1 protein-coding gene is annotated in these 597 nt (G+C 67.5%); it reads right to left on the reverse strand.

Annotated elements, in window-relative coordinates; genetic code table 11:
- A partial coding sequence (locus HMPREF3138_RS07030; protein WP_139145125.1) for a condensation domain-containing protein occupies positions 1-597 on the reverse strand: 597 nt, incomplete at both ends.

Below are 597 nucleotides of genomic sequence, written 5' to 3' on the forward strand. Positions count from 1 at the left end.
ATCCGGATCGTCGCGAAGATCGATGCGCAGCGCCAGCGTGCTGACGAAAAAGCCGACCAGCGATTCGGTTTCCAGCCGGCCACGGTTGGCCTCCGGCGTACCGATCACCAGCTCCTGCTGCCCGGCCATGCGCGCCAGCACCAGGCTCCAGGCCGCCAGCACCGTCATGAACAGCGTGCCGCCATGCTGCCGGCTGAACTGCCGCAGCGCCTGCGTCAGCTCGGCGTCGATCGCGATCGGCACCTCTCCGCCGCTGAAAGACTGCACCGTCGGACGCGGCCGGTCGGTCGGCAGCGTCAGCAGCGCCGGCGCATCGCTCAGCGTTTCACGCCAGTATTGCGCCTGCGCCGCCAACCGCTCCGGCGTCAGGTAGCGACGCTGCCAGGCGGCGTAATCCGGGTATTGCAGCGTCGGCAGCGGCAGCGGATCGGCATCGCCGCGACGGAAAGCGCCGTACAACGCCCCCAGTTCACGCAGCAGAATGCCGGTCGACCAACCGTCGGAAATGATGTGATGACAGATGAGCAGGAACAGGTGCTCCTCATCCGCCAGGCGGATCAGCGCGGCGCGCACCAGCGGCCCCTGCGTCAAATCAAA

Origin of the sequence: Serratia sp. HMSC15F11 (genome assembly GCF_001808215.1) — a bacterium.
GTDB classification, from domain to species: Bacteria; Pseudomonadota; Gammaproteobacteria; order Enterobacterales; family Enterobacteriaceae; genus Serratia; species Serratia nevei.